This is a genomic window from Clostridium tunisiense TJ (assembly GCF_000300195.1).
GTDB lineage: Bacteria > Bacillota > Clostridia > Clostridiales > Clostridiaceae > Clostridium_J > Clostridium_J tunisiense.
Map to the genome: position 1 here is coordinate 35978 of NZ_AMQH01000012.1, position 26349 is coordinate 62326.

Here is a 26349-nt window from a genome sequence, read left to right on the forward strand (position 1 = left end):
CTTTATTTTGCCCTTTGTAAAACAGGGTAATTTGAATTTTGTTTCCTAAAATGTAAGACTTTCATTATTGTAGGGATGGCATTAAAAAGAGCAGTTGAGGTTACCTTTCCATAATCATAATCAGGATTAAAGTTTGCATTGTTATTAAGTTCAACAACCTTTGATGACTCAGCAACTAACTCAATGACTCCAAAAATCACTCCTGTTATGGAGGGATCTATAAAACCATAGGAAGCATCAAGTTTTAAAAAAGTTGGGTTTAATGCTTTTAAGAATTTAAAAGTATTAATAAAACCATTATAATTTTTTTCTGTACTTTTATTTATAATTTTAATATTAAATAAATAAACATTAACATAAGTGGTATCTTCATTCTTAGCTATAACGCACTTAAATATTGGATTCATCCAATGAATACTCAGATGAAATTTTGAGTACTCTTCAAGATCAAATCTAAAAAAAACCTTTATTGGTACTAATGTTAATAATACTAAAGTCATCACTAAAAAGGTAACGGTAATTAGTATTAATAATACTAATATGATAGTTAATATGTACATAATAACATCTCCAATGCTAATTGAAATGTGATAAGAAACATGCTTCATCATTATTATGGCACTGAATTGAAAAAGTATTAGATGTAATTTCTAGGTAAAATCTCATTACTTATGAGATTTGTAAATGCACTACTTAATTGCATAATGCTAGGATAAATTAACTTGTTTTAAAGCCATTATAAAGATAAGTTTTAACTTATTTAAGTAACATTGGAAATTTATATTCACATTAATAATCACAACACTTAAGTGGGCTATTTAAACCAAAGTTGATAGGAAGCTAAAGCTATAGGTGTTTTTTAAATTAATTTCCATTGGCTTTTCTGTTACAAAGCTTTAATCTAGCACATTTTTCGCATAAAAAAAGATCTACCTTACACAGGTAAATCTTTTTTATAATTTTTAATGTATGAAAAATTTTAATAAAAACAATCCGCTAATAACGTAGGTAGCAAAGGATATTTCCTTAAACTTACCAGTAGCAACTTTTATTATAACATAAGAAATCATACCAAAGGCAATTCCGTCAGCAATGCTATAAGTCACTGGCATTATTATTAAAGTAATGAATGCAGGGATAGCTTCAGAAAAGTTAACTAAGTCTATATCTTTTATGGGTTCAAGCATAAATAATCCAACTAATACTAAAGCTGGTGATGTTGCTGGAGAGGGAATCATTAAAAATAATGGTGATAAAAATAAGGCAATAGCAAACATTACTGAGGTAGATACTGCTGTAAGACCAGTTCTGCCACCTTCTGCCACTCCAGAAGCACTTTCTACATATGCAGTTAGAGCACTAGTTCCTAAACAAGCACCAACTGTAGTTCCAATTGCATCAGCAAGTAAAGCTTGTTTTGCTCTCGGTACGTTTCCGTTAATATCCAACATGTTAGCCTTAGTTGCCACACCTACAAGAGTTCCTATAGTATCAAACATATCCATAAACAAAAGTGTGAATAAGACAACGGCCATATCTAAGGTAAATACATGAGTCCATTCAAAGTTAAAGAATGTAGGTGCAACAGATGGAGGAATACTTAAAATACTTTTTGGTATTTGAGTAATTCCCATTGGGATTCCAATAAGTGTAGTTGCAATAATGCCGATAAGTAGAGCCCCTTTAACTTTTCTAGCAACTAGAATACTAGTTAAAATAATTCCAATAATAGCTAATATTGTATAAGGATCCTTCAAGTTTCCAAGAGCAAGAAGAGCACCGCCTTCAGGATGTACAACTATATGAGCATTATCAAGTCCAAGAATAGCGATAAATAGGCCTATTCCTACAGAGATTGCTCTTTTGATATTTAAGGGAAGACTATTTATAATAGCTTCACGAACATTAAATACAGTTAGAAGTATAAAAATTAATCCTTCTAAAAATACAGCAGTCATAGCAAATTGCCAAGAATATCCCATTACTTTACATACAGTAAAGGCAAGAAAAGCGTTGAGGCCCATTCCAGGTGCAGCAGCAAAAGGAAGCTTTGCATAAATTCCTATTAGTAAGGTTGCAACTATTGATGAAATGGCTGTTGCAGTAAATACTGCTCCAAAATCCATACCAGCTTGAGATAAAATACTTGGATTTACTACTAGTATGTAAGCCATAGTCATAAAAGTAGTTATACCTGCTAATACTTCAGTTTTAAAAGTAGTATTATTTTCTTTTAATTTAAAATATGATTCAAACATTTTCTAGTCTCCTTTTATGAGTTATGAAATTGAATTATTACCATTGTCTATATTATCAAAAACCGTAGAGTTTATCAAGGGAAAATACGAACAATTTCGATAAAATTCTACAAAATGTTTTGTGAGTTTTTTTATTAATAAGATTGATTAATAAAAAAATAATTATATAAATAGTTTTGTATTTATGTAATTAAAATATTATAATAAAATAAATAAAAGGTTAGGAGGATAAAGGTTGTGGCATTAGATAGTATTAAGGATTCTGTACAAGAGGTGGCTGAGGCTATTTCTGCAGTGCTTCATGTAGATGTTACTATAATTGATAATAGTTTTAAAAGAATCGCTGCCACGGGAGATTATAAGAAGCTTATAGGAAGTAAAATTCCATCGAAATGTTTGTTTGAATATATACTGAAGGAGAAGAAACCTCTTTACATAAAAAGAAATCCCACAAGAGAGGATGAATTTTTACCTGATTTAGTATGTAATACCTGTGAAGCAAAGGATACTTGCACAGAATTTGCTACAGTAGGTTATCCCATAATGAAAAATGAGGACGTTGTTGGAATAATAGGAATAAATGTTTTTGATGAAAAACAGTGTGATATTATCTCTAAAGACTTTAATTCTATGATAGTATTTTTGAATAAATTAAGCACCTTATTAGTAGGCAATATAATTTACAAAGACACTATTAAAAATTTAGAAATTCAAAAGGAAGAAACAAATCATATTATTGATAGTTTAAATGATGGGATTTTATGTATTGATAACAATGGATTTGTGAAATATTTAAATAGAAAAGGTGAAAAACTTTTAGATGTATCTGAGGCGTCAATAAAGAATAATCATGTTAATACTGTACTTCCTGACTTAAATGTAGGACTACTTGGAAGAGAATTTCAAGGAAAAGCTTTTAATTTTCATAGCAAAAAGCAAAGTTTTTTAGTGAAAAGTAGCCCAATCATTTGGAGTGGAGAAAGGGTTAGTAATATAGTTCAGTTTAATAAAAAAAGTGATGAGGTTAGAGCGGCTTATAAATTACTAGGCGGTAGCAACATAGTCAGATTTGAGGATATTATTGGAGAGAGTAATAGCATTAAAAATGTAAAAGTAATGGCTAAAAGTATTGCAAAAACTGATTCAACGGTAATCTTAAGAGGGGAAAGTGGGACTGGTAAGGAACTGTTTGCAAGATCTATTCATTATGAAAGCCATAGAGAAGAAGCCCCCTTTATAGCAGTAAACTGTGCATCCATTCCAGATAACTTACTAGAAAGTGAATTTTTTGGGTATGAAGGTGGAGCTTTTTCAGGGGCTAGAAGAGAAGGTCAAATTGGAAAATTCGAATTGGCCAGTGGAGGAACCATATTTTTGGATGAAATAGGGGATCTTCCTTTACATCTTCAACCTAAAATTCTTAGAGTACTTCAGGAACATAGTTTTAGAAAAATTGGTGGAAAAGAAGAGATATACGTAGATGTAAGAGTAATTGCTGCAACAAATAAAAACTTAGAGGCAATGGTGAAAAATGGTGAATTTCGAGAAGATTTATACTATAGATTAAACGTAATACCTATATATCTTCCAAGCCTTAAGGAAAGAGGAGAAGATATCTTTTTATTAAGCAAATACCTACTTAGCAAATTTTGTTGTAGATTTAATATGAAAGCTAAGCAAATCTCACAGGAAGTTAAAGAAATTTTCAACACTTACTCTTGGCCAGGAAATATTAGAGAATTAGAAAATGTAATTGAGTATGCTGTTAATATTGCCAAAGAAGAGGTCATAGGCATCAAGAGTTTACCAGTAAACTTTATTAATAAAAAAAGATATTTACTAGAAGAAATAAATTCAGATTCAACAAATATTAGTGGTTCAATGAAGAATATTCAAAATGAAGAAAGTAATTTAAGTTTAGAAAGAGTCATTGAATCCAATATTAATGTAGTAGGTAACAATATTGGGTTAGAAGCGATAAAAAGTAAGGGATTAAAATCCACAGTAGAAGAATTTGAAAAAAATATTTTATTAGAAATGATTAACACCTATGGAAATCATGGCGAGGGAAAAAATAAAATAATAGAAGCTTTAGATATAGACTTATCTACTTTATATAGAAAACTGAAGAAATATAATTTGCAATAATGCAAATAAATTCGCATTATTGCAAAGAAATAAGTGTAATTTGAACTAGATTTAGGTTTAATTTTATTGTAAACTCTAAATTTAGTTTATTTTTTTGCAATACTGCAAAAAAATAAATAAAAAAGGCTAATTAATACTATTAAGGAGCAAAATTTAAATTAATTACTATATAATAAGCTAAGATTATGAAATTATTTATAGAAATGCTACTGATGTTCCTCATATTTTTGATGAGTTATGAATAAACAATGGAAAAACCGTTATATCTTCTTTGTTGGCATGATTATTGCTATATAAATAATTAAGTATTTTAAATATATGCGGAAGTATTATTATTTTAGAAGGTTGTAACCTTTCAATCATAATTAAACTATTAATTATTCGAGGAGTGGTAGACGTGAGTATTTTAAATAAAGAAGATGTAATACAACAATTATTAGAAATAGTTAAAAGTGAAACAAAACCAGCAGTTGGTTGTACTGAACCAGTAGCAGTTGCATTAACTGTGGCTACAGCTAAAAAATACTTTAAAGGTGATGTTGTAAAGATCGATTTAAAGGTGAGCAGAAATATATATAAAAATGGTAAATCTGTTACTATTCCAAATACAACGGAATGTGGAGTACATATGGCAGCTGCTTTAGGAGAAATCTGTGGTGATAGTGATGCTGGACTAATGGTATTTAAAAATGTGAATCAGGATCACGTAATTAAAGCTAAAGCCCTTATAGAAAACCAGGTGGTAAGTGTTACTCCTGTTAGTGATGAAGATGCAGTTTTTGTACAGGTTACTCTGCGTGGACATGAAGAGGAAGTTATAGTTACATTAAGAGGTTCCCATACAAATATTGACCAGGTAGTAGTAAATGGAAAGGTGATTTTAAAGGGGGGATTGGTTAAAGTTAACACAGAAAGCTATAGCTTTTTCAAGGCATTAACTTTAAAGGATCTAAGAATAATTGCTGAAGAAATTCCAAGTGAAAAATTAGCCTTTATAGATGATGGAATAATCATGAATAAAGAAGCTGCTTATGAAGGGTTAAAAAGAAATAATGGACTTCATTGGGGATCATCTCTTTTAAAACTTCAAGAACAGGGTAAAATAGGAAAGGATTCAGCTACTACTGCAAGGATTTTAACAGCGGCAGGATCTGATTTAAGAATGGGTGGAGGAACTTGTCCAATAATGACTAGTGGCGGAAGTGGAAATCAAGGATTATGTGTAATTCTACCTATCATGGTAGTGGCAGAAGACCTTGGTTTAGATAGAGATACCCTTAGAAGAGCTGTTTTCTTAGGTCATGCTGTTAATAATTTTGTTAAGAAGTATACAGGAAAATTATCAGCTATATGTGGCTGTGCTATTGCAGCAGGAATAGGTGCAGGAGCTGGGGTTTCCTGGCTTTTAGGAGGAAAAGACAAAGAAATTCAGGGCACTATTCACAATATGCTAGCAAATCTTACGGGAATGGTATGTGATGGAGCTAAGGAAAGTTGTGCCATTAAGCTATCAACATCAGCAGCTGAGGCAATTATTTGTGCTTACCTAGCACAAAGTGGAACTATTGTTCCAACTAAAACAGGAATTATTGGCAATACTGCAGAGGGAACCATAGAAAACTTAGGATTACTTTGTAGAGATGGTTTTAGTAGGGCTGATGATGTGATGATAGCTATAGCTTGCGAATAATATTTTAACTTTAAAAAGATAAAAGAGGTTTTCTATGGGTTGGACCATAGAAAACCTCTTTACATTAGGAGTTAATTTCAGGTGATAAGCTGTCTAGCACATATAAGTCATCTATATAAGGACAATGACTATTTTCGTTAGAGGAAATAACTTGTTTATAAGGTGGAGGAGGTAGTTTTGCATTAAGGCTTTCCTTTAATGGATAGTCAACAAAGCATAGGTTAGTATCACTTTGATTTTTCAACTTTTCTACTACCAGTTCTCCCACATATCTTCCTAAAGCTAATCCTTGTTCATTATCAATAGGATAATGAACCCCAGCATACAACCTAGATAGTGCACATTCTTCAGCTAGTTCATGAAGACGGTGACTTTCACCTTCAAAAAAATAACTTAGCACAACTTCTGCACAACCTGCTACAACGCCATGGCCAGCAGGATAACTTGGGTGTTTTGGCATGGGTAAAAATGAAGTGAAACTTTGATCTAATTGATTAGGTCTAGGAACTTTCCAAAGATACTTAAAATACCAAGTGACAGCAAAGGCATCATTAAGGGCTGCATACACTGCAGCTAATATACGTGCAGCTTTAAAGGCAGTTACTTTATAGGTGTCTATTAATATATCAATAATAGGAGCCCATTGTTTAGTAGCAGGACCAGTACCCCAATATTTAGCTATATTAATTTGTCTGGGAGTTAATGTTTTCTGAACTTCCTTGATAACAGTAAGTTGCTTACCGTCAAAATCTATATTAGTATCTGGTTCCCTTATAGGGAAGGCTAATAAATTATCCTTATCATCAACAAATTGACCTTTATTATTTCGATGTAGAAAATAGGTTGGCCAAGTGCCTCCCATAGGGTCTTCAGAATAAGGGACACGGACCTCATTACCGTAAGATAACATAGACCAATTTCTGGGAAGATTATTATTTAAATTTGACATATACTTTACTCCTCTTTATTATAATTTAGCATAAAAATAATTGATTTCTATGATTTAACTCTAATATATATTATGAGTAATCATAGAATATTGTCATATTAGGGAGCAAATTTATAATTAGATATAACAAAAATAATAATTGGTAAATATTTGAGTGGCAGATTTGATATATACTAATATTTTGGCAAAAGTTATGTAGTTTTTAGGAGTAGTCTATAGGCGACATTAGCTGCAGATGAATTTATTAATTAATTAATATTAATGTACATGACATAATTAGTAATAGGCTAAGATAGATATTCATGATAATATCATAATATTGTTGTAAATGTATTACCCAAAAATGAGCAAAATAAATCCCTATACTCGCAGTGAATATAGGGGCTTATTTTATACGTTAGGTAATCCTCTAACAGGTTTATGCATGTTTTTATCAGTTTCCATAGTAATAGGGTTTGCAGTTTTTGGATTTTTAGATTTATTATTGTCTTTATTTTGTTTTTGAGATTTTGTAGACATAAGTAACACCTCCAATCTATTTTGCTTTTTAGTAAAAAAGTACACTTGTTTTATCCTCTAGGCTTAAATACTAAAGAGGCTAAAAAACCGAATATTATAGCAGCAGAAATCCCAGCACTAGTTATTTCAAAAGTTCCAGTAAGAATTCCAATTAAACCAGTTTGTTCTGCTTCCATCATAGCGCCTTTAACTAATGAGTTACCAAAGCTACTTATTGGTATTGTGGCACCTGCACCAGCAAACTTAACTAGGGGATCATACCAACCAAGGCCACCCAAAATTGCTCCTATCACCACCAGTGTGCTCATTGTATGGGCAGGAGTAAGTTTAAATCCATCCATCATTATTTGCCCAATTACACATATAGTTCCACCAACTACAAAGGCCCAAATAAATTTTTCCATAATTTCTTTCACCCCACTTACATTTCGAAAGCTACTGCATGTGCAATAGAAGGAATGCTTTCTTTTTGCTGGTAAGATAATGGTGAAAGCAGTGCACCGGTAGCGATAATTAGTATTTTTTTTAGTTCACCCTTCTTCATTCGATTAAGCAAATGTCCATAAGTCACTGTAGCAGTACAACCACATCCACTACCACCAGCCATTACAGGCTGGGTTTCTTTGTAAATTAAAAGGCCACAATCCGTGAATATTTCTTTAGGTATAATTAAACCATCCTTAGTCAATAAATCACCAGCAATTTGATGACCCACTCTACCTAAATCTCCTGTAGCAATTAGATCATAGTAGGAAGGATCGATATTTAAGTCCTTAAAATGTTTTTCAATGGTATCTACAGCAGCAGGGGCCATTGCAGCTCCCATATTATATGGATCTGAAATTCCCATATCTATGACTTTTCCTATAGTTGCTGAAGTAATTTTAGGTCCATTGCCGGTTTTCCCTATTAATGCTGCCCCGGCTCCAGTAACCGTCCACTGGGCCGTAGGAGGCTTCTGTGCCCCATATTCTGTTGGATATCGAAACTGTTTTTCTACTGCCACATTATGGCTAGATGCACCAGCAAGTACATAGTTAGCAGCGTTGCTATCTACTAGTTGAGCTGCTAGTGCAAGACCTTCCATAGAACTTGAACAGGCACCAAAAATCCCTAGAAAGGGTATACCTAAGGTTCTAGCTGTAAAACTACTAGAAATGATTTGATTCATCAAATCCCCACTTATTAAAAATTGTATGTCTTTGCTACTAAGATTAGCTTTACTTAAAGCTGTTTGAAAGGATTGTTCTAACATTTTTTTTTCAGCTTTTTCATAGCTATCTTCCCCAACCCAAATACTTTCATGAAGAATATCAAAATCATCAGCTATGGCACCAGCAGCTTCAAAAGGTCCGCCAACAGTTGCTGATGAAACAATAGTTGGTTTTGATTGAAAAATCCAAGTTTGTTCACCTTTAAGCATCTACATCCCACCTAACCACGCAAATATAATTTTTAAAAGAACAACTACAAAGGAGGAAAAAACTCCAAATGCAATTACTGAACCAGCTAATTTAAACATATTGCCTCCAACACCCAGCACATAACCTTCAGTTCTATGTTCAATAGAAGCTGAAGCGATAGTATTAGCAAATCCAGTAATTGGAACTGCTGTACCCGCTCCAGCCCACTGTGCTATATGATCAAAAACGCCAAAACCTGTAAGTAATACGGAGGCTATAATTAAAATTGCCACAGTAGGATTGCCAGCAGTGGTCTCTGTAAAACCAAAATAATTAATAAAAAACCATTGGAGTCCTTGAGCTATTGTGCAAATTAAGCCCCCAACTAAAAAAGCTCTAAAGCAGTTCTTCAATATTGGTCGTTTAGGCTCTCTAGCTTTAGCAAAGGATTGGTACTCTTGCTGGGCAGGGGTAAAGTTTTTACTATTAGACATTTATGTATCACCTTCTTTCAATAAATTCACTATATCAACTTATGTGAATTTTACTAATAAACTTAATTTATTCATAAATTAGTATAGGTATTTTCATTAAATAATATAAAAAGTTATTTCTGCAGACATATAATAATTAAATATAATCTAAAGCTTCATACTGAAAATGTAAGTTAAACACTATTATTATTAGTAGTTAAATTTTCTTTATTCAAAGGAGTAATAAAAAATGTTGATATTTCTATAATAGGAAGTAAAGTTGCAGATAAATCTCAGTATATGAAACTAACTTGGTTTCAATAAGGCCTCAAAATGATTAGTAAAAAAGATATTTTTAAAACTTAGAGGGTTATATTCTATTTCACATTGTTAAATACTAATTTCAAATAAAATTACTAAGAAGGTGGTTAAAACATGGATAATAAAAATAAAGGCAAGGATATAAATACTGATTATGCCATAGCAATGGGTATATCAATGAGGAAAGAAGATTTAGTTACAGGCAAAAGGTATATAAATGAAAAGGATATGACTAAAGAAGCCTTAAAGGAAAAGGAGGAAGAGTTGGCGCGAAGCTTTAAGTGATTTGGTGATTTTTTCTTAGTGATATAAAGATACAAGGACCTACTACTTATAAGAGAAATGAATAAATTGTAAACAATCAACAATTAAATTATGTTGGCTTAAACGTCCTAATATAATTATAAAAAGTATAATTATAAGGTGGGGTGTTTATGCAAATAACAAAATCGTGTCCAGTTTGCGGAAATGTAGAATTCAAGGTTAATTCTTCTTTTGAAAATTATACATTAGTGTGTAGTAGTTGCGATGAAGTTATAACCAAAGTTTCTCTTGAACGGTATACTAAGATTGAAGATAGTTGTGGTAATTGTGGAAATAAGTTTTTTAAGGCAAAAGTGAAGAACTTTGGAGAGAAAGATTTATGGACTACAATTTGTGCTAACTGTGGTAACACACTAAGAAAGTATTGTTCTGATGAAGAGGGAAATGAGATAACCTATGACGAAAGAGACAAATATTTACTTAAAGATAGCGAAGATTTATATTTAGAATTCATGAATTTTAAGGATGAGAGATATGAAATTGAAGAGACCATTAATAATCTTGAAAGTGAAATTGATGAAAGAGAGGAAGAGATAAGACTTCTAAAAAATGAAATACATTCTAAAGAAGATGAAATAAGAGTATTAAAAAATGAAATGGATGATAGGGATGATGAAATACAGGAGTTAAATAAGAGGCTTCTTAGATATATAAACAATATGAGCGAATTGCAAGAAGAAATAGATAAATTAAGAAATGAATATTATTAATGCTTATAGTTTATTGATGTTTCTATTAAAGTAAAATCAGAACTCCAAGTTTAAGTGGATGTTTAAGTATGATTATTTCCTATGTAGTTGTTGGCTAAGATTTCTATTTATAATATAGCATAATTATATTGTAACCTCAGTATAATTATGTTAGCATTACACCATAATGTTGTAAAATGAAAGAAAATGTCTAAATTAGATGAAGGGAAATAGTATATGAAAGATTTTGAAATATTCACGGACTCTTGTAGTGATTTACCAATAGAATTTGTTAAAGAAAAAAAACTACGATATGCAAGATTAACTTGTAATTACGGAGGAAATCAATATTTTGATGATTTCGGCCAAAGTTTAAGTCATAAACAATTTTTTAATGATTTAAGAATTGGAGTCACACCACTAAGTTCACAACCAAGTGTAGAAGAATTTTATAAAGAGTTTAAAGCCATTGCAGAGAATAATAAGGATATAGTATACATTTGTGTTTCCACTGGACTAAGCGGCACAGAAAATAGTGCTACAATTGCTAAAAATATGTTATTAGAGGAATTTCCAGAGATTAGGATAAGCATTGTAAATATTCTAACTGCTTCATTGGGACAAGGTCTTATGGTTATGAAGGCTTTTGAAATGAAAGAAATGGGAAAAACTCATGATGAAATAGTGAATTATCTGGAGGAGAACAAACAAAAATTAAATACTTATATTACAGTTGATGACTTACATCATTTAAAAAGAGGTGGTAGGTTATCTTCAGCAGCTGCAATGATTGGAATAGTTCTTCATATAAAACCTATACTTACAATAAATAACGAAGGAAAAGTAATGCCTGTATTTAAGGTTAAGGGAAGAAAAAGCTCTCTTAACAAGTTAGTTGAAATTATAAGTGAAAGAATTGAAAATTCTGAAGAGCAAGTTATAGCTATATGCCATGGAGATTGTATAGATGAAGCGCTAAAGCTTAAAGAAAATATTCTTAAATCTATTAAAGTAAAAGATGTAATAATTAATTTCACAGGTCCAGCTGTAGGAACTCATGGGGGTCCTGGAAATTTAGCAGTGTTTTTTATGGGAAAAGAAAGACAACACCACATGATTTAATTATAGAAGCTGTTAAAAGAAGTTAGAAAGCTATATTCTAACTTTTTTATATTATATAAAACTAATTTGAGTAGAGAAACTATGTAAGCTGTGCTTACATATATGGTGAAATTAACCAAAATATCCTTTGAAACAAATTGTATAAAAATCTAAAAGAAGGTATAATTTATGATGATACTATAGTTAAAAAATTTTTATCAATTTATAGTTTAAACTAACGAGTTTTTAGCCTGTAGATTTCCGAAGTAGTAATTTTTATTGGCTTTCCAAAAGATTTAGAGAAACCCATAAAGGTTAATGTGGATGTTAAATTACAGCTTTGGTTCATTATAGGTGTTAAAAGAAAAATACAATTAGAACGAGAAGAGTGTAGGGGGCAGAAAATGTTTCAATCAAATTATAAACCAATAGATAGTAGAAACTGGCAAGGTCGAGTAGATAGTGAAACTAATTTTGACGCATTTAGATGGCATCAATGGATTAAACCAATAGATTTAATGGATAAAACCTTACAGCCTTATAAGGGAAAGTTGGGATTTGCTTTTATTGGATTTTGTTGTCATGAAGGAGTAAAACTTAATAAGGGTAGAAGTGGAGCTGCTAATGGACCTGTAAGTATTAGAAAAGAATTAGCTAATCTTCCATGTGTTTTTACTAAGGAAGTAGAACTCTTTGATGCTGGTAATATATTTTGTGAACAAATTTCCTTAGAGGAGAGTCAAACTCTTCTTGCAAAAACTATAGAGAAAATATTAGACTTAAATCTTTTCCCAATAGTTTTAGGAGGTGGTCATGAGACTGCTTTAGGAAATTACAAAGGTGTACTTGCTAACTTAAAAAAGAAAAGTAAAGCCCCTAACATTGGAATAGTTAACTTCGATGCTCACTTTGATTTAAGACCCTATCCAAATGGAGGGAGTTCAGGTACTATGTTTAGGCAAATAGCTGATATTTGCAAACAGGATGACTTAAATTACTCCTATTTTTGCATGGGGGTACAAAAACATTGCAACACTGTGGATCTATTTAAAACCGCAGATAGTTTAGGCGTTAAGTATATATTGGCAAAGGACATAATAGATAGAGATGCTTGGAGCATATTAGAGGAGCTGGATAATTTTATTAAGTTACAAGATTATATTTATGTGACAATATGTGCTGATGTTTTTTCTTCTGCCTACGCACCAGGAGTAAGTGCAGCTCAATCCTTAGGATTGGATCCAGAGAGGGTGCTAAAACTACTTAAGTATATATTAAAATCTGAAAAAGTTATAAGCTTTGATATATGTGAGGTGTCACCAAGATTTGATTTAGATAATACCACAGCAGACCTAGCATCAGTTGTAATTTTTTCACTAGTGAGTACTTTATGTCATATTAATAACTTGTCTGTGAATATATAAGTAGAGGTAAATAATTTTTTGTAGAAATAATCAACTATTTAGTACATATGTATTCTTATAAGCAAATAACTTTAAATGGTAGGGCTTACTTCTAATTGGATTAAATTATGTAAACAGGGGGAGAGAATTATGATAGAAATATTAGACGTAACCAAAACTTACAATAACATTAATAACGCAGTAGAAGAATTAAATTTAAAAATTAATAGTGGAGAAATATTTGGATTTTTAGGACCTAATGGAGCTGGGAAAACCACCACTCTTAAAATGATAACAGGAATAATAGAGCCTAATAAAGGTGATATAAAAGTAAATGGCATAAGCATTAAGGAGAATCCTCTAGAGGCTAAAAAAATGTTTGCTTATGTTCCCGACAATCCAGATATGTTCTTGAAGTTCAAAGGAGTAGAATATCTTAACTTTATGGCAGATGTGTATAATGTTTCAGGAGAGATAAGGAAAGACAAGATAGAAAGTCTTGCAAAAAGATTTGATATGGAAAATGCCTTAGGAGATAAAATTCAAACCTATTCCCATGGTATGAGACAAAAGATTGTTGTTATGGGAGCATTAATTCACAACCCAGAGGTTTGGATACTGGATGAACCTCTTACTGGATTAGACCCTAAGTCAGCATATATACTTAAAGAAATGATGAGAGAACATGCAGATAGTGGAAAGACTGTTTTCTTCTCTACTCATGTATTAGATGTTGCAGAGAAGGTTTGTGATAGGGTAGCTATAATTAATAAGGGCAAGATACTATTTTGTGGAACTTTGACTGAGATGAAAGAGCATTTTAAAACCAATGAATCCCTAGAAAAAATGTTCTTGGAGATGACTGAAAATGAATAGAGTAATATTATTAACTAAAGCTTTTCTAAGAAGTAATTTTGGAAGTGAAAACTCCGTAAAGCGAAAAGAAAAAAAAGGGTGGGCTTATGCAAATATAATTGCTATTGCTTTTGCTTTCATTGTATTTACCATAAGTATTAGCGCTATGCTACTAGGTATTTATGATGCTTTAGAAACAATTAATCAAACAGGACTTCTGGTTGCATTAGGTTATAATATTTATGCTTTAATGGTTTTCATATTTGGAATAATGTCAGTAATAACTGTATTTTATTTTGCTAAAGATGTAGAGTATGTATTGCCATTACCATTTAAGCCATGGCAAATATCTCTTGCAAAGTTTTTTTCAGTACTTGTATATGAATATATAGTAGGAATCTTTATAATGGTTCCTGTAACAGTTGCTTATGGGTACAAATCAGGAGCTGGAATATCATTTTACTTAATTTCTATTTTATGTTTTATAGCTATCCCGATTTTACCTTTAATATACAGTAGTTTAATTTCTATGATTCTCATGAGATTTACAGGTATTTCAAAGCATAAAGATGGTTTTAGAATTATTGCAGGTATTTTAGCTATGGTAATAGCACTTGGAATTAACTTTGTTACGAACAGTATGGCACAAAAGGGTGCGAAAAGCCTAGAAGCCTTACAAAGTATCTTAGCGCAAGGCGAAAATTCACTTATAAATACCATGTCCAATCTTTTCATAACCTCTAAGTTAGGGGCCTATGCAGCGGTTAGTAATGATATGGGAAAAACTCTTATGAATGTACTATTACTAGTAGTAATATCATTAATTGCCATAATTATATTTATTGTTATAGCAAATAGTTTCTACTTAAAAGGGGCTATTGGAGCATCAGAAAGTTATGGCAAGAAAAATAAGTTAACTACTAGGGAAATAGATAAAAATATTGTACAAAGTTCACAGCTTAAAACTTGGGTAAAGAAAGAATTTATAGTACTTTTAAGGACTCCAGCCTACTTGCTAAATTGCGTAGCTATAGTAGTGCTCTTACCAATTATTCTGGGTTTCTCTTTAATAGCTGAAGGTAACTCAGCCAATACATTAGATATGTTAAGGGGATTTTTAGCCAACAAAGAAGCCTATACAATAGTTTTAGTAGCAACCTTTGGTGGAATATTATTTACTTGTGGCACTAATCCAGCGGCATCAACATCTATTTCAAGAGAAGGAGATAAGGTGTTTATTTCAAAATACCTCCCAGTTAGCTATAAAACCCAAATTAACGCAAAAATTATTTCTAGCATTATGCTAAATAGTATCACTGTTGTTATTGTGATAGTTGCGTTAATGATTTTAAGGGCGGATTTTAATATTATAGCTATGGTAGCAGTAGTATCAATATTAGTTTTGTACTTTAGTGGAGCTTCTGGTGTACTTATAGATTTGGCAGCACCTAAGCTTATATGGGACAATGAACAAAAGGCTGTAAAACAAAATCTTAACTCATTAAAGTCAATGCTAATTGCAATTATTTTAGGAGCAATAACTATAGCTCCAATAATTATATTACAAGTCAATTTAAGTATAGCTTTCCTACTAATATTCTTTTTACTTTTAATTGCAGATATAGTTCTTTATAAACTAATAGGTACTTTGGGCGTAGAATGGTTTAAGAGGTTATCTGATTAAGTAGTATGTGAAGGGTTTTTATAAAAGTAATTGGAATCCTGCCATTAGGAAAATGGAGAATGGGAAAAAGAAAATTTTATTTCTGGAGTTTTAGTTATAAAATTTCAGAATAAAGAAACACATTAAATATAAAAAAGCTTAAGTTGATTTTAATAGCAGATCTAGTACCTCTATACTTATATTAGTATAGAGGTTTGTTTATATAAAAGCATGCAAAATGTTAGAAATACCTCCTACTAAGTACTAAAGATTTAAAATTAAATAAGGCTAAAGATATTTACCCCTAGGAAATAATTTTGCTATGACAAGAGGAGAACTAAAGTAGATATTTTAATTCAGTATTTGTAATATAACACACTTTTTAAGCGTTTTAATAAAATAATTAGAATTTATATTTAATATAGTAGAAAATATTAACAAAGAATATTAAATTATGTATAATTATTTTTATATAAGTTGAATAATAATTTCATTGAATAAACAAGAAAGAGGAGAAGAAGATGAAAAATTTTAACTATTCAATTCCAACAGAAATATTTTTTGGTGAAGGGCAAATAAAAGTTTTACCAGAACAAATAAAAAAACATGGTTCTAAGGTACTGATTGTTTATGGCGGTGGAAGTATAAAGAAAAATGGAGTATACAATAAAGTTGTAGAAATGCTAGATTCAAATGAAATTAAATTTTGGGAGCTTTCAGGAGTAGATCCAAATCCTAGGATAACTAGTGTAAGAAAAGGCATAGAATTGTGTAGGGAAAACAATATAGAATTTATATTGCCAGTAGGTGGTGGAAGTTCTATTGATTGCTCTAAGGTAATTGCAGCTGGATATTACTATGAAGGAGAGCCTTGGGATATAGTTTTAGACCCGTCTAAGATAAGTAATGCTCTTCCAATAGGAACTATATTGACTCTTGCCGCTACAGGTTCAGAAATGAATGCAGGAGCAGTAATTACAAATATGGACACTAACCAGAAACTTGGAACAGGAAATCCTTCTATGAAGCCTAAGTTTTCTATATTAGATCCAACATACACCTTTACGGTACCCAAAAATCAAACTGCTGCAGGCACTGTAGATATTATTAGTCACGTTTTTGAAAATTACTTTAGTAGTACTAGAGGTGCATATGTTCAAAACAGACTTTCGGAAGCTATAATTAAAACATGTATCCACTATGGAAAAATTGCTATGGATGAGCCTGAAAACTATGAGGCTAGAGCTAATTTAATGTGGTCATCCAGCCTTGCTTTAAATGGATTATTAGGATATGGTAAAGAATCTAGGTGGAGTGTTCACCCAATGGAACATGAGTTAAGCGCTTATTATGATATTACCCATGGGGTTGGACTAGGAATACTAACACCTTATTGGATGGAATATGTTTTAAATGAAAGTACAGTAGAGAATTTTGTTGAATACGGAATAAATGTATGGGGAATAAATCCCAATGGTGATAAATTTTCTATAGCAAAAGAAGCAATTGAAAAAACTAAGGAGTTCTTTGTGTCTCTTGGAATACCAATGCATTTAAAAGAAGTTGGTATTGAAGAAGAAAAACTTCATATAATGGCTAAAGCAGCTACAAAGCACGGAAGTTTAGGGCTATTTAGACCTCTAGATGAAAATGATGTATTAAATATATTTAAAGCTGCACTATAAAATTATAGTGGGATGCCTAGTCATCTCACTATTTTTATTTTAGGATTTATCTATAGCTTTAGGAAAAGGGGCATAATTTCAATGTAAAATAAGAATAATATTCTTACTACAAGTTATAAGTATCACAATATTAGTAGAAAAAGTTGATATAAGGAAGTGAATAACCATGATAGTTATCTATCACGATGTAGGGGGAGCACATTCTTCTTGTACAGCAGCAAATATTCATATTAATAAATTACCTATGGATAAAATTCCTACTAAAGAAGAATTGTTAAGTTTGCCAACCTTTGACAAAATCACAAAAAAGGATCAAGGACACTTACTATATATTGGTGAGGATGAATTTGGGAGTAAGGTATATACTTTAAGTAGGCAATACAAACCACAACTTGTAATACCCGCAATCACTGACCTTTATGAAATTATTCATGGAAATAGAAAAGAACTTTTTCTTGCAGATACATCCCCAACTGTAAATAATCTTATGAAAATAGGTGGATTTTCTTCAAGAAGGCTTCATTGGGTAGCGTTTGGAAGGCCAATAGTTACAAAAGGAACTTTAGATGCCTATGAAAATATTGTTAACTTAGTAAAAAGTGTGAAAGAGGAAATAAGGAATTATACTGATAGAGGCCATAATAAATAATTTATTTATAAGTTATTAGATATGTTATGAAAATAACGCAATAAAAAATAAGGTAACACTTAAAAGTGCTACCTTATTTTTTATTAAATTAATTGTTTAAATACTCAGAGTAAACTATTTAACTTCTACAATCCATCCCTTTGGAGCCTCAACTTCTCCAATTTGAATTCCACATAAAGTGTCATATAGTTTTCGTGTTATTGGTCCAACTTCAGTTTCACTATGGAATACGTGAAGTTGTTCTTTGTATTCTATTCCACCAATTGGAGTAATTACTGCTGCTGTTCCGCAAGCACCAGCTTCTTTAAACTCATTTAAGTTATCTATTAATACATCTCTTTCTTCTACTTCAAGGCCTAAGTATTCTTTTGCTACGTGCATTAGAGAATATTTAGTTATACTTGGAAGAATTGAACTAGATTTAGGTGTAATAAACTTATTATCCTTAGTTATTCCAAAAAAGTTAGCAGCTCCAACTTCTTCAATTTTAGTATGAGTAAGTGGATCAAGATATATACAATCTGCAAATCCTTTTTTAACAGCTATTTCGTGAGCTAAAAGACTTGCTGCATAGTTTCCACCTACTTTTGCAGCTCCAGTTCCATAAGGTGCAGCTCTATCGTAATCTGAAATCATGAAGTTTACAGGAGCAAGTCCACCTTTGAAGTATGGTCCTACTGGAGAACAGAACACACCAAATAAAAACTCAGGAGCTGGTTTAACTCCTAGGTTGTCCCCAATACCGATAACGTAAGGTCTAAGATATAAAGTTGCACCAGTTCCGTATGGTGGAACATATGCCTCATTAGCTTTAACAACTTGAATGCATGCATCAACGAACTTTTCAATTGGAAGCTCAGGCATTAAAAGACGTTTACAGCTATTGTTCATTCTTTTAGCATTTTCATCTGGTCTGAAAAGTTGTATTTTACCATCAGCAGTACGGTAAGCTTTTAACCCTTCAAAGCATTGCTGTCCATAATGAAGGGCTGTTGAGCCTTCACTAATAGTTATATTATTATCTTCAACTAGCTTTCCATCATCCCAACTTCCATCTTTCCATATGGATACATATCTAAGATCTGTCTTAATGTAATTAAACCCTAATTTACCCCATTCAATATTTGTAGTTTTATCCATAATAGCACCTCTTTACTTTTAAGTAATAATTTATTCATACAATACTATTATAGCTTATAATAAAACGATTACAACCGTATAAAAGTAAACTTTTGATGAAATAATCTTAAGATTCTACAAATTGCGAACAAGGTCCAACCTATTTATTTATGAAATAAAAGTGATATTTATGTGTACATAAAAAATTAATATTTTATATAGATAAACAAGGTTAAAACTTTATAGGGCATTAAGTATGGAAAATTGTTAGGATTAAGAATAACTTGGATAAAAGTTTAAAAAATTCCCTTAATAGTAGGGAAAATATGTTATAATTTTTTTCAGAAAGGGGTGGGTCTTTTGAAATATAAAAACTTAGGCAAAACAGACTTAAAGGTATCAGTGCTAGGATTTGGAGGTATACCCGTCCAAAGAATTAATGGAGAAGAAACTAAAAAGGTGCTTTTGAAGGCAGAAGAATTAGGAATAAATTTTATAGATAGTGCAAGGGGATACTCCGTATCTGAAGAATATATAGGAGAAGCCATAATAGGAAGAAGACAAAAGTGGATTTTGGCTACTAAAAGTATGGTAAAAGATAAGGAAGCCATGGCGAGAGACATAGAAATTAGTTTAAAGAACTTTAGAACTGATTATATAGATTTATATCAGCTCCATAATATAAGAACTGTAGAAGAATTAGAAAGAGTATTAAGAGAGGATGGAGCCTATGCTGCTCTTCTTGAGGCCAAGGCTCTAGGGAAAATTAAGCATATTGGTATTACTTCTCATAGTTTAGATTTACTTAAAGTAGCTATTGAAGTGGATAAGTTTGAAACCATAATGTATCCTTATAATATTATAGAAAATCAAGGTGAAGAACTATTTAAAAGAGCAAAGGAACTAAATATTGGAGTTATAGCAATGAAGCCTTTGGCTGGGGGAGCATTAGAAAATGGTGATTTAGCTCTTAGATATATACTTAAAAATGAAAATGTTACTACTGCTATTCCTGGTATGGCAACTATTGACGAAGTAATAATAAATGCAGAGTCAGCCATGAAACAAGAGACTTTCTCACATATGGATATGGAAAGGGCTAGCAAAATTGCTGGAGAGTTAGGAGAAACCTTTTGTAGGAGATGCGGTTATTGTGCACCTTGTCCTCAGAAAATAGATATTCCAACTATGTTTGTATTTAGTTCTTATAAAGAAAGGTATAATTTAGCTCAATGGGCAGAAGAAAGATATTCTTCAATGGCTTTTAGAGCAAAGGATTGCACACAGTGTGGAACTTGTGAAAAGAAATGCCCTTATGATTTGCCTATAAGAAGTATGATGTTAAAGGTTAGACAAACCTTCAATGAATAAAATCAATAAAACCATTCTGTTAACATATGCTCTCTGAGAATTAACTCTGGAGCATATGAACCAACAGGATGGTTTTATTTTTTTAGAAGTTTTGAAATAAGTAGTTAGTGAGCAGTAGTAAGAGGACTTATAAGTATAAGGGTGATTACTATTAAATAGATATATTAACGCATTAAAAAATAAATTTAAAAATATTTTATTCTGTAACTTAGGTTACCGATTAATGTAGAGTATCCTAGTATAATTTATCTTGTAGTAAGGAAATGCAATAAACAAGCAAACCTAGAAAATTTAACATATAAAAGAATAATTTACAAAAAAATTAATCAAAAATAAATATGTATGGAGGAATGAATAATGAGTATGTTTTGTTATCAATGTCAAGAAGCAGCAGGCTGCAAAGGATGTACAGTGAAAGGTGTGTGCGGTAAAACAGAAGATTTAGCAAAAGCACAAGACTTATTAATATATATACTAAAAGGTATATCAGTTTATAGTGTTAAAGGAAGAGAAGTTGGTGTAATTAACAAAGAAGTAGATAAATTTATCACTGAAGGTTTATTTGCTACAATTACTAATGCAAACTTTGATAGAAATGTATTCATTCAAAGAGTTAGAAGAGGATTACAATTAAGAGAAGAATTAAAACAACAAGTAATTAAAGCAGGTGCAAACTTAGGTGTTTCAAATGCTAATGAAAACTGGCTAAAGAAAATGCTTTCTTTTGTAGGATTTAAAAGAGAAGAAGAAAGTAATCTTCCAGATGCAGCTATCTGGTTTGCAAACAATGTAGAAGATTTCAATGCAAAAGCAGAGACTGTAGGAGTTTTAGCTACTGAAAATGAAGATATAAGATCTTTAAGAGAACTTATAACTTATGGATTAAAAGGAGTATCTGCATATTTAAAACAAGCAATGCATTTAGGTTATGACAACGATGAAGTACATGGATTTATGCATAAAGCTTTAGCTGCTACCTTAGATGACACGTTAACAGTTAATGATTATATAGCTTTAACCTTAGAAGCAGGAAAATATGGGGTAGACGGTATGGCTTTACTTGATAAAGCTAATACAGAAGTTTATGGACACCCAGAAATAACAAAAGTTAATATTGGTGTTAGAAAAAATCCTGGTATCTTAATTAGTGGACACGACTTAAGAGATCTTGAGCAATTATTAGAGCAAACAGAAGGAACTGGAATAGATGTTTACACACACAGTGAAATGCTTCCAGCTCACTACTATCCAGCATTCAAAAAATACTCACACTTTGCAGGAAACTATGGAAACGCATGGTGGAAACAAACTGAAGAATTTGAAAAATTCAATGGACCAATATTAATGACAACAAACTGTTTAGTACCACCTAAAGCTTCATACAAAGAAAGAGTTTATACTACAAGTGTAACTGGCTTTGAGGGATTAACTCACATCGATGCAAATGAGAAGGGTGCAAAAGACTTCTCAGTTATCATTGAACATGCTAAAAAATGTGCTGCTCCAGTAGAAATCGAAACAGGAGAAATCATTGGAGGATTTGCTCATAACCAAGTATTTGCATTAGCGGATAAAGTTGTAGATGCAGTTAAGAGTGGAGCAATAAGAAGATTCTTTGTAATGGCAGGTTGTGATGGAAGAGCTAAGAGCAGAAACTACTACACAGACTTTGCAAATGCACTTCCAAAAGATACAGTTATTTTAACAGCAGGATGTGCTAAATATAAATACAACAAACTAAACTTAGGTGATATTGGTGGGATTCCAAGAGTACTTGATGCAGGTCAATGTAATGACTCCTATTCACTAGTTTTAATAGCATTAAAATTAAAAGAGGTATTTGAATTAGAAGATGTTAATGAATTACCAATATCTTACAACATTGCATGGTATGAGCAAAAAGCTGTAATAGTATTACTTTCACTATTATACTTAGGTGTAAAAAATATTCACCTTGGCCCAACTTTACCAGCATTCCTATCACCAAATGTAGCTAAAGTTTTAGTTGAAAACTTTGGTATAGGTGGAATAACAACTGTAGAAGACGACATGAAAATGTTCTTAGGTGAATAATAAAAAAGGCAGATGCTTAGCATTTGCCTTTTTTTACATTCCTGTAAATTAATGAGAGTTTAAATGTAAAGTGATGTTAAAATACGAATTTAATAATAAGATTATGACCATAATTTTATTATTAAACTATATTTAAATTTAAATTTTTAGTGTAATATAGAGTAGAATTATGTATAATTTTATTAAACATAGAAATCGTTGGAGGTGAAGTTATAGTTTTGGAAAAAATATATAACATTGATAGGAAAAAGTTTTTAAAAATATCCTTAGTTGCAATAGGCATAATTATAGGTCTTTTATTAATTTATAAATCTATAAAATACTTTTTGCCTTTTATTATAGCATTTTTAATAGCCCAACTAATGGAGCCAGTAATTAGGTTTCTGGGGAAAAGGGCCAAAATTCCAAGAAAAGTTGGAACTCTCATCAGTTTAATTTTAATTATTAGTATAATTGGTCTAATTATACTATTTATAATAGCCAGCTTTATTAATCAATTAAAGGATATTATTAACTATATGCCAGGTGTTGTCAGTGAGTTATATGATAATATTCAAAAAGTTTCTAGTGGGCAAATAAAGATTTTAAATATAGAAATACCACAGGAATTTACATCTCATATTGAAAGTATGGCTATTAGTTTATTAAGTTACTTTATGAATATTGTAAATAAAATAGTTAAAGGAGCTTTTTATACAGCATTTTCTTTTCCAGAAATCCTGCTATTTACTCTTACAACTATTATTTCTACATATTTTATTGCTAGTGGAAGATACACAATAATGGACTATGTTAAATCTCAAGTTCCAAAGGAATGGCATAATAATATCAGAGAAATGAAACATGATTCTGTAATATCTATAGTAAAGCTTATAAAAGCTTATATAATTATACTCCTAATTACTTTTAGTGAATTATTTTTAGGGTTATCAATATTAAAAGTTAAGTATGCATTTGTAATAGCAATATTAATAAGTATTATAGATTTACTTCCAGTTTTAGGTACAGGTATTGTCATTATTCCATGGGCTATATACAATTTATTTTTTGGAAAAATATATATGGCTGTAGGTTTATTTTTGCTTTGGTTAGTTATTTTGATTGTTAGACAAGTGGTTGAACCAAGAATTATAAGTAGTCAAATAGGGGTACATCCGTTGGTTACCCTAATGGGAATTTATATTGGATTTAAACTAATAGGACCAGGGGGGCTTATTCTAGGTCCTTTAACAGTCTTAACAATAAAAGGCATATTTGCAATGGTGCTGAAGGAAAAATCCCTATATGAGTTTCTAAAAAAACCTTCTGATAAATTAATAGTGAAATAAAAGAGCCTAGTGCTCTTTTTTTTTATGCTTTTATTCTATATCTAAAAGAAATACATATATATTAATATATTTGCATTTATCCCTAGTTTTTTATTTTCATATTGTGATTAGAATTTTAAGTGTTCTCTTTGTACATACCAATTAATAATTAAAGGGGAGTAAAATTTATGGAATATTTAAAAATGATTCCACCAATTGTTTATCTAGTGGTTGGCGCATTAATACTTTTTTTTATTGTACTTAAGGTAATAGGAATTAGAATAATTCCTAGTGACTGTGTGGGGATTGTAGAAAAATGGTGGAGCTTTAAAGGGTCAATAAAAGATGGGGGGATTATTGCACTTAACGGAGAATCAGGATTTCAACCCAATGTATTAAGAGGTGGGTTCCACTTAAGAACTCCTTTAATGTACAGGGTTTGTGTAGAACCACTTATAACGATTCCACAAGGAAAGATAGGATATGTATTTGCAAGAGATGGGCAGCCTATGGATCCAATTCAAACCTTAGGTAGGATTGTAAAGGAAGGCAATAACTTTCAGGATGTTAAGGGTTTTTTACTAAATGGAGGGCAAAAAGGACCACAAAGAGGAATACTTCGTGAGGGTACCTATGCTTTTAATTTAGCACAATTTATAATTATAACAGAGGATAAGACCTATTATCTTCCAATGAGGGATAAGGCCGAAGCTATGGCAATAGATGAGATGACAAGAATGTTAAAAGGTAGAGGTGGTTTTCAGCCAGTAGTAATTAGTGATGCAGAAGATACTATTGGAGTAGTAACAGTTCATGATGGTAAAACTTTACCAGAGGGTGCTATTATTGCCCCTTCAGTAGGAGCTAATCCAAATGAGGAGGACACCTATCATAATAATTTTCAAGATATTGAAAAATTTCTAAGAGCTGGTGGATTCAGAGGAAAACAATATTCTTCTTTAGTTGATGGAACTTACTTTATTAATAGATTGTTTGCTACTATAGAATTCATTCCTAAAACAATTATTAATATCGGAGAGGTGGGAGTAATTAACTCTTACCATGGAGAGCGAGGAATTGATGTTTCTGGAGAAGAGTATAAGCATGGTGAACTGGTAGCAGAAGGTTGTAGAGGTATTTGGCAACATGCTTTGCCACCAGGGAAATATGCATTAAATACTTATGCTGCTAAAATAGTTAAGCTTCCAACTACCAATGTTATTTTAAAATGGATAAGTGGTCAGATTGGTGGGCATAAGTTAGATGAGAATTTAAAAGAAGTATCTTTAATAACAAAGGATGCTTTTGAGCCTTCTCTTCCTTTAACCGTAGTTTTCCATATAGATTATAAGAAAGCTTCTAGTGTTATACAAAGATTTGGGGATGTAAAAATGCTTATAGAGCAGTCCATAGACCCAATGATAGCGGGATATTTTAAGAATGTAGGTCAAACTATGACTCTAATAGAACTCATTCAAAATAGGAATGAAATACAAAAAAGAGCTTCTAATGAGATGAAGGAAAAATTTACACATTATGATTTAGAGCTTGAAGAGGTTTTAATAGGTACTCCAGCTCCTTCAAAGGCAGATAATCGAATAGAGACAATTTTAGCTCAACTTAGAGATAGACAAGTGGCAAGAGAGCAAATAGAAACCTTTAATGCTCAACAAAAATCTTCAGAAAAAGAAAAAGAATTAAACGAAGCTAGAGCTATTGCAGCTAAGCAACAGGATTTAACTGAATCAAACATTAATATTCAGATTCAGGAAAATAAAGGTAAAGCGGAACTTCAACTAGCAACTCAAGAGGCATTAAAGATTCAAAAGTTAGCAGAAGCAAATAAATACAAAACACAACAAGAATCCGATGGTAAAAAGTATCAAACTATTAAAGATGCAGAAGCTCAATCTGAAAGTATGATAAATCTTGCTAATGCCAATGCAGAAAAAATACAGAAAGAGGCTGTAGCAAGGGCATATGAAGTAGAGAAAACTGGTACAGCTGAAGCTACAAGAATTAAAGCTATTGGAGAGTCAGAAGCTTTCCGTGAAAGAGAAGTTGGTAAAGCTAAGGGTGATGCTTATATGGCGCAAATTCAGGCTTATGGAAATCCTCAATACTATGTAATGAAGGAAGTCATGGGATCCTTTACGGAAGCTATAAAAGATGGAAAGATTCCATTAGTGCCAACTATTGTTATGGGATCAGGGAATGGAAATATTCCCAATGTGTTTGAGAATATGATGTCTTTAGTTTTAACTGAAAAGCTCACTGGAAAAGATGTTTTAACAGAAGCTTTGAACAAAGAAATTAAAAATTAAGAAAGAGAATTTTTAAGTTTTTTTA

At 31.5% G+C, this 26349-nt stretch carries 22 protein-coding genes; 14 read left to right on the forward strand and 8 right to left on the reverse strand.

Annotated features, from left to right (window positions below):
• Nucleotides 1-2: 2 nt before the first annotated feature.
• Both C661_RS0111910 and C661_RS0111915 read right to left on the reverse strand, forming a co-directional pair.
• A complete protein-coding gene (locus C661_RS0111910; RefSeq protein WP_017415545.1) occupies nucleotides 3-560 on the reverse strand; it encodes a hypothetical protein in 558 nt (185 codons plus the stop codon).
• A 402-nt stretch (nucleotides 561-962) separates the two neighbouring features.
• Nucleotides 963-2258, reverse strand: a complete 1296-nt coding sequence (locus C661_RS0111915) for an NCS2 family permease (RefSeq protein ID WP_017415546.1) — start codon at nucleotides 2256-2258, stop codon at nucleotides 963-965.
• A 237-nt stretch (nucleotides 2259-2495) separates the two neighbouring features.
• Here C661_RS0111915 and C661_RS0111920 point away from each other — a divergent pair, with 237 nt between their 5' ends.
• Together C661_RS0111920 and C661_RS0111925 are read left to right on the forward strand one after the other, a co-directional pair.
• Nucleotides 2496-4406: a sigma-54 interaction domain-containing protein gene (locus C661_RS0111920; RefSeq protein ID WP_017415547.1), complete on the forward strand. Its 1911-nt coding sequence runs from the start codon at nucleotides 2496-2498 to the stop codon at nucleotides 4404-4406.
• A gap of 397 nt (nucleotides 4407-4803) precedes the next feature.
• Nucleotides 4804-6096: an L-cysteine desulfidase family protein gene (locus C661_RS0111925; RefSeq protein WP_017415548.1), complete on the forward strand. Its 1293-nt coding sequence runs from the start codon at nucleotides 4804-4806 to the stop codon at nucleotides 6094-6096.
• 64 nt (nucleotides 6097-6160) lie between these two features.
• Here C661_RS0111925 and C661_RS0111930 read toward each other — a convergent pair whose 3' ends face one another.
• The 5 genes from C661_RS0111930 to spoVAC form a co-directional block, all read right to left on the reverse strand.
• Nucleotides 6161-7045: a vanadium-dependent haloperoxidase gene (locus C661_RS0111930; RefSeq protein ID WP_017415549.1), complete on the reverse strand. Its 885-nt coding sequence runs from the start codon at nucleotides 7043-7045 to the stop codon at nucleotides 6161-6163.
• Nucleotides 7046-7435: 390 nt separating this feature from the next.
• Nucleotides 7436-7564 (reverse strand): hypothetical protein, encoded by a 129-nt coding sequence (locus C661_RS24410; protein WP_017415550.1) that lies wholly within the window; start codon nucleotides 7562-7564, stop codon nucleotides 7436-7438.
• A 50-nt stretch (nucleotides 7565-7614) separates the two neighbouring features.
• On the reverse strand, nucleotides 7615-7968 hold the full coding sequence (gene spoVAE / locus C661_RS0111940) for a stage V sporulation protein AE (protein ID WP_017415551.1): 354 nt from the start codon (nucleotides 7966-7968) through the stop codon (nucleotides 7615-7617).
• A gap of 17 nt (nucleotides 7969-7985) precedes the next feature.
• Complete coding sequence (gene spoVAD / locus C661_RS0111945; RefSeq protein ID WP_017415552.1) at nucleotides 7986-8987, reverse strand: stage V sporulation protein AD; 1002 nt, start codon at nucleotides 8985-8987, stop codon at nucleotides 7986-7988.
• Nucleotides 8988-9461, reverse strand: a complete 474-nt coding sequence (spoVAC, locus tag C661_RS0111950) for a stage V sporulation protein AC (protein WP_017415553.1) — start codon at nucleotides 9459-9461, stop codon at nucleotides 8988-8990. It abuts the gene before it with no gap.
• 414 nt (nucleotides 9462-9875) lie between these two features.
• On the opposite strand from spoVAC, the gene C661_RS23660 reads away from it, so the two are divergent.
• The 8 genes from C661_RS23660 to C661_RS0111990 all read left to right on the forward strand — a co-directional run bounded on the left by C661_RS23660 (nucleotide 9876) and on the right by C661_RS0111990 (nucleotide 18130).
• The gene (locus C661_RS23660; protein ID WP_017415554.1) at nucleotides 9876-10046 is read left to right on the forward strand and encodes a hypothetical protein; all 171 of its coding nucleotides are present in this window, start codon (nucleotides 9876-9878) and stop codon (nucleotides 10044-10046) included.
• Between the two features lie 149 nt (nucleotides 10047-10195).
• Nucleotides 10196-10795 (forward strand): hypothetical protein, encoded by a 600-nt coding sequence (locus C661_RS0111960; protein ID WP_017415555.1) that lies wholly within the window; start codon nucleotides 10196-10198, stop codon nucleotides 10793-10795.
• Between the two features lie 216 nt (nucleotides 10796-11011).
• The gene (locus tag C661_RS0111965; protein ID WP_017415556.1) at nucleotides 11012-11896 is read left to right on the forward strand and encodes a DegV family protein; all 885 of its coding nucleotides are present in this window, start codon (nucleotides 11012-11014) and stop codon (nucleotides 11894-11896) included.
• Nucleotides 11897-12279: 383 nt separating this feature from the next.
• Nucleotides 12280-13299: a formimidoylglutamase gene (hutG, locus tag C661_RS0111970; RefSeq protein ID WP_017415557.1), complete on the forward strand. Its 1020-nt coding sequence runs from the start codon at nucleotides 12280-12282 to the stop codon at nucleotides 13297-13299.
• Between the two features lie 129 nt (nucleotides 13300-13428).
• On the forward strand, nucleotides 13429-14154 hold the full coding sequence (locus tag C661_RS0111975; RefSeq protein ID WP_017415558.1) for an ABC transporter ATP-binding protein: 726 nt from the start codon (nucleotides 13429-13431) through the stop codon (nucleotides 14152-14154).
• On the forward strand, nucleotides 14147-15817 hold the full coding sequence (locus C661_RS0111980; protein ID WP_017415559.1) for a putative ABC transporter permease subunit: 1671 nt from the start codon (nucleotides 14147-14149) through the stop codon (nucleotides 15815-15817). Before C661_RS0111975 ends, C661_RS0111980 begins: the two co-directional genes overlap by 8 nt.
• Before the next feature lie 500 nt (nucleotides 15818-16317).
• Complete coding sequence (locus tag C661_RS0111985; RefSeq protein ID WP_017415560.1) at nucleotides 16318-17481, forward strand: iron-containing alcohol dehydrogenase; 1164 nt, start codon at nucleotides 16318-16320, stop codon at nucleotides 17479-17481.
• Between the two features lie 166 nt (nucleotides 17482-17647).
• Nucleotides 17648-18130, forward strand: a complete 483-nt coding sequence (locus tag C661_RS0111990) for a DUF3189 family protein (RefSeq protein WP_017415561.1) — start codon at nucleotides 17648-17650, stop codon at nucleotides 18128-18130.
• A 114-nt stretch (nucleotides 18131-18244) separates the two neighbouring features.
• On the opposite strand, the gene C661_RS0111995 is transcribed toward C661_RS0111990, so the two are convergent.
• Nucleotides 18245-19270, reverse strand: coding sequence for a branched-chain amino acid aminotransferase (locus tag C661_RS0111995; RefSeq protein WP_017415562.1), 1026 nt, complete (start codon nucleotides 19268-19270; stop codon nucleotides 18245-18247).
• A gap of 339 nt (nucleotides 19271-19609) precedes the next feature.
• On the opposite strand from C661_RS0111995, the gene C661_RS0112000 reads away from it, so the two are divergent.
• The 4 genes from C661_RS0112000 (at nucleotide 19610) to C661_RS0112015 (ending at nucleotide 26324) form a co-directional block, all read left to right on the forward strand.
• Nucleotides 19610-20620 carry an aldo/keto reductase gene (locus tag C661_RS0112000; RefSeq protein ID WP_017415563.1) on the forward strand — a complete coding sequence of 337 codons (1011 nt, stop codon included), beginning with the start codon at nucleotides 19610-19612 and terminating at the stop codon, nucleotides 20618-20620.
• A gap of 357 nt (nucleotides 20621-20977) precedes the next feature.
• Nucleotides 20978-22693, forward strand: coding sequence for a hydroxylamine reductase (gene hcp, locus C661_RS0112005; protein ID WP_017415564.1), 1716 nt, complete (start codon nucleotides 20978-20980; stop codon nucleotides 22691-22693).
• Between the two features lie 218 nt (nucleotides 22694-22911).
• A complete protein-coding gene (gene ytvI / locus C661_RS0112010; protein WP_017415565.1) occupies nucleotides 22912-24021 on the forward strand; it encodes a sporulation integral membrane protein YtvI in 1110 nt (369 codons plus the stop codon).
• 167 nt (nucleotides 24022-24188) lie between these two features.
• Nucleotides 24189-26324 carry an SPFH domain-containing protein gene (locus C661_RS0112015; protein WP_017415566.1) on the forward strand — a complete coding sequence of 712 codons (2136 nt, stop codon included), beginning with the start codon at nucleotides 24189-24191 and terminating at the stop codon, nucleotides 26322-26324.
• Nucleotides 26325-26349: the final 25 nt, after the last annotated feature.

Excerpts from the sequence above, each read along its gene's own strand:
- C661_RS0111910 (WP_017415545.1), bottom strand. The coding sequence starts at position 560 with ATGTACATATTAACTATCATATTAGTATTATTAATACTAATTACCGTT.
- C661_RS0111915 (WP_017415546.1), bottom strand. The coding sequence starts at position 2,258 with ATGTTTGAATCATATTTTAAATTAAAAGAAAATAATACTACTTTTAAA.
- C661_RS0111930 (WP_017415549.1), bottom strand. The coding sequence starts at position 7,045 with ATGTCAAATTTAAATAATAATCTTCCCAGAAATTGGTCTATGTTATCT.
- C661_RS24410 (WP_017415550.1), bottom strand. The coding sequence starts at position 7,564 with ATGTCTACAAAATCTCAAAAACAAAATAAAGACAATAATAAATCTAAA.
- spoVAE (WP_017415551.1), bottom strand. The coding sequence starts at position 7,968 with ATGGAAAAATTTATTTGGGCCTTTGTAGTTGGTGGAACTATATGTGTA.
- spoVAD (WP_017415552.1), bottom strand. The coding sequence starts at position 8,987 with ATGCTTAAAGGTGAACAAACTTGGATTTTTCAATCAAAACCAACTATT.
- spoVAC (WP_017415553.1), bottom strand. The coding sequence starts at position 9,461 with ATGTCTAATAGTAAAAACTTTACCCCTGCCCAGCAAGAGTACCAATCC.
- C661_RS23660 (WP_017415554.1), top strand. The coding sequence starts at position 9,876 with ATGGATAATAAAAATAAAGGCAAGGATATAAATACTGATTATGCCATA.
- C661_RS0111960 (WP_017415555.1), top strand. The coding sequence starts at position 10,196 with ATGCAAATAACAAAATCGTGTCCAGTTTGCGGAAATGTAGAATTCAAG.
- C661_RS0111965 (WP_017415556.1), top strand. The coding sequence starts at position 11,012 with ATGAAAGATTTTGAAATATTCACGGACTCTTGTAGTGATTTACCAATA.
- hutG (WP_017415557.1), top strand. The coding sequence starts at position 12,280 with ATGTTTCAATCAAATTATAAACCAATAGATAGTAGAAACTGGCAAGGT.
- C661_RS0111975 (WP_017415558.1), top strand. The coding sequence starts at position 13,429 with ATGATAGAAATATTAGACGTAACCAAAACTTACAATAACATTAATAAC.
- C661_RS0111980 (WP_017415559.1), top strand. The coding sequence starts at position 14,147 with ATGAATAGAGTAATATTATTAACTAAAGCTTTTCTAAGAAGTAATTTT.
- C661_RS0111985 (WP_017415560.1), top strand. The coding sequence starts at position 16,318 with ATGAAAAATTTTAACTATTCAATTCCAACAGAAATATTTTTTGGTGAA.
- C661_RS0111990 (WP_017415561.1), top strand. The coding sequence starts at position 17,648 with ATGATAGTTATCTATCACGATGTAGGGGGAGCACATTCTTCTTGTACA.
- C661_RS0111995 (WP_017415562.1), bottom strand. The coding sequence starts at position 19,270 with ATGGATAAAACTACAAATATTGAATGGGGTAAATTAGGGTTTAATTAC.
- hcp (WP_017415564.1), top strand. The coding sequence starts at position 20,978 with ATGAGTATGTTTTGTTATCAATGTCAAGAAGCAGCAGGCTGCAAAGGA.
- C661_RS0112015 (WP_017415566.1), top strand. The coding sequence starts at position 24,189 with ATGGAATATTTAAAAATGATTCCACCAATTGTTTATCTAGTGGTTGGC.